We start from the raw sequence: 9,009 nt of genomic DNA, 5'->3' as shown, positions 1-9,009 counted from the left end.
CCCGCCAGTACAACATTGCACTGGGTGCGCGACGTGCAGCTGCAGTTCGGGAATACCTTGTTGCAAAAGGCATTAGCCCAACCCGCATCAAGACTCTTTCCTACGGTAAAGAACGTCCGGTTGCGGTTTGTAATGCGGCTTCCTGCTGGAGCCAGAACCGTCGTGCTGTGACAGTTCTGAACGGTCAGTAATTGAGTTTGACTCGCTGAAATATGGAAAAGGCTTCTCTAAATTGGGGGAGCCTTTTTTGTTGAAACTCCTGCAAACTTGTAGGAGAACGGAAATTGGTCGGGGAGAAGCCGCAAATAGGAGAGAAACACTGAATGTGTGCCCTATTTTCGTCTTTTCCTCTTGCCAAGAGATGAGAAATTCCGACCCGGCCCCTGTAGGGTGTCTCAGGAGATAATTGATGGCTCTTTACCGACGTATTGCAACTAGCTTTGTTGTTCTTGCGCTTGTAACCTCTACAAGTTTACCAGCATCTGCGCAGCTTTTTGGTTCATCTAAAAATGATGAAACCGCACAGAACACTGCTCGCCTTGGTCAACTTGAAGAGCAGGTTCGCTTGCTGACAGGCAAGGTTGAAGAGCTCAATCACAAACTACGCCTGACTGAAGATGCGCTGCGGCGCTCTCAGGAGGACGTTGAGTACCGCCTGCAGCAGTTGGAAAATCCGGGTCAGACACCTCGCGTTGTCCAGCCTCCTGTTGTTCAGCAGCCGAGCACGACGGCTCCGACAAATAGGTCTCAGCAACTTTCTACGCTGAATACGCCTGCACAGGGAACGAATAGCGGTCCGTTGGATCTTTCTCAGATTGCACGCGGCAACAACGCTGCGCCTACCGGTTCCACACCTGCACCAAGTTCTGGTTCTCTTCAGTTCTCTGGCAGCGTGAATGAACTGCTGAGCGGTGATCCGCAGTCGGACTACAATGCTGTTTATGGTCTGATGGTAGGCGGTAACTACCCTGCCGCGACCGAGGGTTTTGATACTTTTCTTGGCATGTATCCTGATCATGAGCTGACTGCGAATGCGCAGCATTGGCTTGGCGAAAGCCTGCTGGCTCAGCGTCAGTATGAGAACGCTGCACAAGCTTTTCTAAAAAGCTATACTGATTTTCCTGAGAGTGAACTGGCTCCTGAAAGCTTGCTGAAATTGGGGACTGCCCTTACAGGTATGGGGAATGCGCCCGCTGCTTGTGAGACTTATAAGCAGCTTCTCGCCAATTTCCAGTTTGCAGCCCCTGCTGTGCTGGAGCAGGCCAAGGTTCAACAAAAACGTGACAACTGCCTCTAATCAAGTTGCTCTCTTTTCTTCCGACGAGCTGAATGAGCTTTTCGGAGAGTATAAGTCTTTCCGCCGGATCGCCGTTGGTGTGTCCGGCGGTGCTGATTCTATGGCTCTGCTTTACCTGTTGAAGCAGTGGACGCAGGAACTGGGGTTTTCTGCTCCTGAACTTTATGCTTTCACAGTCGATCATGGTTTGCGTGCTGAGGCTGCCAGCGAAGCTGCAGGCGTTGCGCAGTATTGCCGGCGCATTGACGTGCCACATGAGATCTTACATTGGATTGGTGAGAAACCGTCTTCAAACATCCAATCGGAAGCCCGAGATGCGCGCCATGCTCTTTTGCGACAGGCTGCTGAAGACCACGGATGTGAGGGGCTCTTTCTAGGTCATCATCTGGAAGATCAGGCAGAAACGTTTTTGACACGTCTGGCGCGGGGCAGTGGGGTTTATGGTCTTGCGTGTATTCGTAAGGACCGCGAGTTGGATGGATTTCAGATTTGCCGTCCATTACTCGAAATCAGCAAGGTTCGGCTCAAGTCGCTTTTGCATTCTGCCCAGGTGCCATGGTTTGAAGATCCCTCTAATGAAGATGAGCAGTTTACGCGTGTAAAATTTCGACAAGCGCAGCAAGAGCTCGACGAACTTGGGTTGACTGCGGCGAAGCTTTCCGACACGGCGCGACGCATGGCCCGTGCTGCTGATGCGATTGATGTTTGGGTGGATGAAGTAGCTGAGAAATCCTGTACGTTTCATAGTGCCGGACCCGTCCGTTTTGACAGTTCGTGTCTGGAGTACATTCCCGATGAGATTGGCTTGAGGCTGGTTGGACGGCTCGTCCGCTACATTTCTGGCGCGCCTTATATGCCGCGCCTTGCCAAGCTTGAGGGGCTTTATGAAACTCTGAAAACAGAAGATGGGAGCAGGGCGGCCACTCTAGGCGGGGTCAGGTTTGCGCTGGCGAAACCGCATGACGAATCTACCTGGTTTTGCTTTCGAGAGGCCGGCAGGGCTGGCTTGCCGGAGATTGAAGTTAAGCCGGGAGATGAAGGAATATGGGATGATCGCTGGCGTTATAAAGCGGCGCATTCTGCAGAAAGCTTCAAAATCACTTATGTTCAAAAAGAGCTTTGTGGAGATTTTGAGCTAGAAATTCCTGCTAACTGGCTGAAAACAGCATTTCTGACAGCTCCGCTTATTGTTTTTGCGGGTGGGGTATCCTACATGCCTTGGAAGAAGATTGGTCGAACAACAGCTGATGCTGATGTAAGATCGAGGACCTACGGGATTTCGATGGTTCCAGTGAGCAGAACATTTTGAGTAAATCTTAGTTTTGCTGGCGTTCTGTTAAATCTATGCATTTATGCTTTAGAGGAATGCAACTTGAACGTCTGGGCTGGTAAAGTCGGAATTAACGGAGCATCAATCCTGAATTTTCAGGGGTAACCGGCAAAATTCCGTTGGCCTTAAGAAAACTGAGAAAGAATCTGTGTCATTCTCAGGAAAACGTAGAAAGCCCATTAGGGCTCGCTATGATCTTGACAGAGACACGTGCGAGGATCGCCGCCACCTTGCGGTAAAGGGATCGAAATGAACACCAATTTCCGGAATTTTGCCCTCTGGGTGATTATTGGTCTGTTGCTGATAGCGCTGTTCCAGCTCTTTCAGAACCCGACCTCACGAAGTAACACTAATGAAATTGCTTATTCTCAGTTTATCAATCAAGCTGAGCAAGGCGATATCCGTGAGGTCACGATTCAACAACAACAGATTACCGGCAAATACAGCAATGGCGGTACATTCCAGACCTATGCGCCTAGTGATGCCAAATATGTTGATGTGCTGCAAACCAAAGGCGTTTTGATTAACGCGAAGCCACCTTCCGAGAGTTTCTCTCTCTTTGGAGCTTTGATTTCATGGCTACCGATGCTGCTGATCCTAGGTATCTGGATCTTTGTGATGCGTCAGATGCAAGGTGGTGGTGGCAAAGCTATGGGCTTTGGCAAATCCAAAGCGAAACTGCTGACTGAAGCTTCTGGCCGTGTGACGTTTGAAGATGTTGCGGGCATTGATGAAGCCAAGGAAGACCTTCAGGAAATTGTTGAGTTCCTGCGTGACCCGCAGAAATTCCAGCGTCTTGGTGGTCGTATCCCACGCGGTTGTTTGCTTGTTGGTCCTCCAGGAACTGGTAAGACCTTGACAGCCCGTGCAGTTGCAGGCGAGGCGAACGTCCCATTCTTCACCATTTCCGGTTCTGACTTCGTTGAAATGTTTGTTGGTGTTGGTGCTTCTCGTGTTCGTGACATGTTCGAGCAGGCGAAGAAGAACTCTCCATGCATTATCTTCATCGATGAGATCGATGCTGTTGGCCGTCACCGTGGTGCGGGCCTTGGCGGTGGTAACGACGAACGCGAGCAGACCCTCAACCAGCTCCTTGTTGAGATGGATGGTTTTGAAGCTAATGAAGGTGTGATCATCATCGCAGCGACTAACCGTCCTGACGTGCTTGATCCTGCGCTTCTGCGTCCAGGTCGTTTTGACCGTCAGATTGTTGTGCCAAATCCAGATGTCACTGGCCGCGAAAAGATCCTCAAAGTTCACATGCGTAAAGTGCCATTGGCTCCAGATGTAAACGTGCATACACTTGCTCGCGGAACGCCTGGTTTTTCTGGTGCTGACTTGATGAACCTTGTGAACGAGGCTGCGCTTCTAGCCGCGCGCCGCTCCAAACGTCTGGTCACCATGGCTGAGTTTGAAGATGCTAAAGACAAGGTGATGATGGGTGCGGAACGCCGTACGCTTGTCATGACTGAAGAAGAGAAGAAACTGACTGCTTATCACGAAGCTGGTCATGCGCTGGTTGCGATGCACATGCCAGCGTCTGATCCGGTTCACAAAGCAACTATTATTCCTCGTGGTCGTGCGCTGGGTATGGTGATGCGGTTGCCTGAGAAAGATCAGGTTTCTCTGACCCGTGCGAAGTGTAAAGCTGACCTTGCTGTTGCTATGGGTGGCCGTGTGGCTGAAGAAATGATCTTCGGTTATGAGAAGGTTACTTCCGGTGCTTCCGGCGATATCCAGATGGCAACCAAGCTTGCAAAAGCTATGGCGACGCAGTTTGGCATGTCCGATAAGCTTGGCCCATTGCTTTACGGAGAAAACCAGGAAGAGGTCTTCCTTGGTCACTCTGTTGCGAAGAGCCAGAATGTTTCTGATGAAACCCAGAAAATGGTTGATGCGGAAATAAAAAGCTTCGTCAATCAGGGCTACGAGACTGCGAATAAGGTTCTGAAAGAGCATGAAGATCAGCTGCATCTGATCGCTCAAGGCTTGTTGGAGTATGAAACTCTCTCCGGTGATGAAATTCGCAAGATGCTTGATGGTGAGCAGCCTGTGCGTGATACCGGTGATGATAGTCCATCTACTCCGCGCTCTACTGGCGTGCCTACTGCCGGCGGAAAAAAGCATGGCGGTGAAGCTTCTGATGGGCTTAACCCACAGCCGCAGAGCTAACAGCCAGTCTTCTTGATGGCGCTTTAAGGAATAAAATGCCCGGCTGTTCAGTCGGGCATTTGCTATTGAGGCTCAATTGTTTGGCTTTGTATTGAGGAAGCTTGAGCTTTGCTGCTGCATCAAATTGCTGGTGATCGTAATAATTGGACACATCATTTGACAGGACTAGGCAAGGGCAAACATGTATCACCACTTCGATTAGATTTATTGTGAGCGCTGCGCTCCACATTTGAGAATTCAGGGAAACATTAAATGTCGCGAAAATACTTTGGCACCGATGGAATGCGCGGTACTGCAAACAAGTGGCCAATGACCGCGGAAGTTGCGCTGAAGGTTGGAATGGCTGCTGGTGTGGTGTTCCGCCGTGGTAAATATCGGCATCGCGTGGTTATCGGTAAAGATACGCGCCTTTCTGGTTACATGTTTGAAAACGCTCTCGTCGCTGGCTTTACTGCGATGGGTATGGATGTTTTTGTGCTTGGCCCGATGCCAACGCCAGCGGTTGCAATGTTGACGCGTTCGTTGCGTGCTGACATTGGTGTGATGATTTCTGCCAGCCATAATCCATTCGAAGACAATGGGATCAAGTTCTTTGGTCCTGACGGGTTCAAGTTGTCTGATGAGGTCGAACTTCAGATTGAGCGTCTCATGGACAGTGATATGAACCAAAGCTTGCCAGCACCGGACACTTTGGGACGCGCCACGCATATTTATAGCATGAAGGATCGCTACATTGAGTTTGCAAAGCGCACCTTGCCGCGTGATCTGAACTTGAATGGCATGCGTATCGTGATCGATTGTGCAAACGGTGCTGCCTACAAGGTTGCTCCAGAGATCCTTTGGGAGTTGGGTGCAGAAGTGTTCCCATTGGGTGTTGATCCGGATGGCTTCAATATCAATAAGGACTGCGGTTCCACTGCTCCAGATGCACTTGCAAAGAAGGTTCATGAAGTTCGGGCGGACATCGGGATCGCGCTGGACGGTGATGCAGACCGTGTGATCATCGTGGATGAAAACAGCAAGGTGGTTGATGGAGATCAGCTGATGGCCGTGATTGCTGAATCCTGGAAAGCAGATGGCCGTCTCTCGGCGCCAGGCATCGTTGCGACCGTGATGTCGAATCTAGGTTTGGAGCGTTTCCTGAAAGGGCTTGGCCTTTCTCTTGAACGTACCAAAGTTGGTGACCGCTATGTTGTTGAGCGGATGCGTGAAGGTGGCTTCAATGTTGGCGGAGAGCAGTCCGGCCATATTGTGATGTCTGACTTTGGTACGACTGGTGATGGCCTCGTCGCTGCATTACAGATTCTTGCTTGCGTGAAGAAGACGAAGAAGCCGGTCTCAGAGGTTTGTAACCGATTCGTGCCAGTGCCTCAGGTCCTTAAGAATGTGCGCTATGCGAGTGGTAAACCTCTCGATGATAAGGCTGTAAAAGCGGTTATTAAGGTTGGAGAAGAGAAGCTTGGTAAACAGGGTCGCCTTGTTATTCGCGCTTCTGGTACCGAGCCGCTCATTCGTGTGATGGGTGAGGCTGATGATGCAAATCTTCTGAACAAGGTGGTTGATAGCATTGTTGACGCAGTTAAAAAGGCTGCAGCTAGCTAGCTGAAACTATTTAATTTATCGAGTTTTGAGAGCGGGTATCTTGGGATGTCCGCTTTCTTTGATTTGAAATCTGAGGGGTGCATAAGTAAATGTAAATTAACTTTCTAGCATTTGCTTGGCTTGTGTCTGTTAGTTGTTTGTTAATAATAAATATTAGGGTTAAGAATACTGGTTAATTTATAGGTAATTCTTTCTCTGTAGAAAGTGCTTAGGTTTTGATCAAGGGCAATCATCTCGCGTGACAGGTGCCGTTTGAGGGGACATAAGCATGAAGTATTTTAGTAAGGTGCTGACATTGAGCGCAGCTGCGCTGGTTTCGTCTGGTTTTGCTTATGCAGCCGACCTCCCAGCACCTGTATTCGTAGAAGAGCCAGAGCTCCCACAAGTGGAAATCGGTGGTGGGTGGTATCTACGTGGTGATATCGGCTACAAAGTCTATCAGAATCCAAAAGCGAAATTCTCCCATATCAAATTCAATGATGAAGAATTAGAGCCAACGGGAATTGTTGGTGTTGGTGTTGGTTATCGTGTGAATGATTTCATTCGCACAGATGTGACACTGGACTATGAATGGGATGCTGACTTTACAGCAAAAGCTGAGTGTATTGGTACTTGTAGTACCTCCGGCACCTCAGATGAGTTTGCGACACTCGATGTCTGGACTGTTCTTTGGAATGTCTATGCTGACCTAGGGTATTACAATGGCTTCACTCCATATGTTGGAGCCGGTGTTGGCGCATCTTACGTGAACGCAAAGAATGTCCGTGCGATCAATCCAGATGGTACCAGAGTCAAATATCCAAAAGGACATTGGTGGAATTTCTCATGGGCTCTTATGGCAGGTACGTCCTATGAGATCGATGATAACTGGAAAATTGATGCAGGTTACCGCTATCTGAACATTGGTGCGGTGAAGACAAAGTCGTTCTCCAGCAATGGTAAGACCTCCGGTATCAAGTATGACAATCTTGCTGCGCATGAAGTGCGTGTTGGATTGCGTTATGAATTTGGTGGGTCTTCCAATGGTGGTTATGACCAGCCGATCGTCACAAAATATTAGGTCACAGACTGGTGCGTCTCCAGTTTAACTTCTGAGCAAAACTTTCAAGAGCCTGTCCTGCGACAGGCTCTTTTTTTGAGCAAAACTAGAGGATATGCGGAATTGAAAGATTGGTTATCCACTGGGTGGATATGCAAAATATATCTAATCGTACGCAGCGTTTAATTGATTGAATATTGCTCTACAAAAAAACATTTGTTGACGAGATAAGTCGTTTCGCATAGACCCGTCGGTGGGACACCCCTCCCCAACGAGGGGCACCTATCTGAAAGGGTAGTCATTATGACGAATACGACAATGCCGGCCACAAAACCGGTAAACCCGAACTTTTCTTCGGGTCCATGTGCCAAGCGTCCGGGCTGGACACCTGCAATCCTTGCAGATGCGCCTCTTGGCAGATCTCACCGTGCAAAGATTGGTAAGGCGAAGCTGAAAGAAGCTATCGAGTTGACGCGTGAAGTCCTCGAAGTGCCTGCTGATTATAAAATCGGAATTGTTCCTGCTTCTGATACAGGTGCCGTAGAAATGGCACTTTGGTCGCTGCTTGGTGCGCGCCCAGTTGATATGGTTGCCTGGGAAAGCTTTGGGTCCGGTTGGGTTAGCGATGTCATGAAGCAGCTCAAGCTTGCGGATGCACGCAAGATTGAAGCTGGCTATGGCGAGTTGCCAGACCTCAACTCTATAAATTTCGACCACGATGTGGTCTTCACCTGGAACGGTACCACCTCTGGTGTGCGAGTGCCGAATGGTGATTTTATTCCGGCAGACCGTAAAGGCCTGACCATCTGCGATGCGACTTCTGCTGCTTTTGCGCAGGAGCTGGAATTCGATAAGCTGGATGTTGTAACTTACTCCTGGCAGAAAGTGCTGGGTGGTGAAGCTGCTCACGGCATTCTGATCCTGTCGCCTCGTGCTGTTGAGCGCCTTGAGAGCTATACGCCTGCATGGCCGATGCCAAAGATCTTCCGCCTTACTAAAGGTGGCAAGCTGATCGATGGTGTATTTGAGGGCGCTACCATCAACACGCCGAGTATGCTTTGCGTTGAAGATTATCTGGATGCTTTGGGTTGGGCCAAAGAACTGGGTGGTCTGAAAGCACTGATCGCTCGTGCTGATGCAAATACCGCTGCAATCACCACTTGGGCTGAGAAAACTGATTGGGTTGACTTCCTGGCAGTAGACCCGGCAACCCGTTCCAATACTTCTGTTTGTCTGAAGATTGTTGATCCGGAAATCACGAAGCTTGATGACAAAGCGCAAGCTGCATTTGCCAAAGCGATCGTGAACCTGCTCGACAAAGAAGAAGTGGCATTCGATATTGGAGCATACCGCGATGCGCCGTCTGGTCTTCGGATCTGGTGTGGTGCGACAGTTGAAACTGCCAATGTAGAAGCGCTTATTCCCTGGTTGGATTATGCTTTTGCTGCAGAAAAAGCAAAGCTGGTTTCTGCTTAAAATTCCTTTTTTTTGAACGAAAAAGTTCCGGTCGCCCTGTGTGACCGGTTAACCTGACGCAAGAAGTGTATCTGGCTCCCGCAACACATGAAT

General features: G+C 49.5%; 7 protein-coding genes. All 7 read left to right on the top strand.

The window, feature by feature from the left end:
• Positions 1-191: OmpA family protein (locus PPL9_RS31150; RefSeq protein WP_152986617.1), on the top strand; the 191-nt coding region annotated here is incomplete at its 5' end.
• 218 nt (positions 192-409) lie between these two features.
• Positions 410-1,297, top strand: coding sequence for a tol-pal system protein YbgF (gene ybgF, locus PPL9_RS06775; RefSeq protein WP_057461977.1), 888 nt, complete (start codon positions 410-412; stop codon positions 1,295-1,297).
• Positions 1,281-2,606: a tRNA lysidine(34) synthetase TilS gene (gene tilS / locus PPL9_RS06770; protein ID WP_057461976.1), complete on the top strand. Its 1,326-nt coding sequence runs from the start codon at positions 1,281-1,283 to the stop codon at positions 2,604-2,606. Before ybgF ends, tilS begins: the two co-directional genes overlap by 17 nt.
• Before the next feature lie 270 nt (positions 2,607-2,876).
• Positions 2,877-4,799: an ATP-dependent zinc metalloprotease FtsH gene (gene ftsH, locus PPL9_RS06765; RefSeq protein ID WP_057461975.1), complete on the top strand. Its 1,923-nt coding sequence runs from the start codon at positions 2,877-2,879 to the stop codon at positions 4,797-4,799.
• A 252-nt stretch (positions 4,800-5,051) separates the two neighbouring features.
• The gene (gene glmM / locus PPL9_RS06760; protein WP_057461974.1) at positions 5,052-6,401 is read left to right on the top strand and encodes a phosphoglucosamine mutase; all 1,350 of its coding nucleotides are present in this window, start codon (positions 5,052-5,054) and stop codon (positions 6,399-6,401) included.
• A 268-nt stretch (positions 6,402-6,669) separates the two neighbouring features.
• Entirely contained in the window at positions 6,670-7,461 is a 792-nt protein-coding gene (locus tag PPL9_RS06755; protein WP_057461973.1) for an outer membrane protein, read from the top strand.
• A 282-nt stretch (positions 7,462-7,743) separates the two neighbouring features.
• Positions 7,744-8,916: a phosphoserine transaminase gene (locus tag PPL9_RS06750; protein WP_057461972.1), complete on the top strand. Its 1,173-nt coding sequence runs from the start codon at positions 7,744-7,746 to the stop codon at positions 8,914-8,916.
• Positions 8,917-9,009 lie beyond the last annotated feature (93 nt).

The organism is Pseudovibrio sp. POLY-S9, assembly GCF_001431305.1.
GTDB lineage: Bacteria > Pseudomonadota > Alphaproteobacteria > Rhizobiales > Stappiaceae > Pseudovibrio.
Note: the sequence above shows the minus strand (reverse complement) of the source record. Positions and strands in the feature narration are given on the sequence as shown.

Coding starts and splice junctions, on each gene's coding strand:
- ybgF (WP_057461977.1), top strand. CDS start 410: ATGGCTCTTTACCGACGTATTGCAACTAGCTTTGTTGTTCTTGCGCTT.
- ftsH (WP_057461975.1), top strand. CDS start 2,877: ATGAACACCAATTTCCGGAATTTTGCCCTCTGGGTGATTATTGGTCTG.
- glmM (WP_057461974.1), top strand. CDS start 5,052: ATGTCGCGAAAATACTTTGGCACCGATGGAATGCGCGGTACTGCAAAC.
- PPL9_RS06755 (WP_057461973.1), top strand. CDS start 6,670: ATGAAGTATTTTAGTAAGGTGCTGACATTGAGCGCAGCTGCGCTGGTT.
- PPL9_RS06750 (WP_057461972.1), top strand. CDS start 7,744: ATGACGAATACGACAATGCCGGCCACAAAACCGGTAAACCCGAACTTT.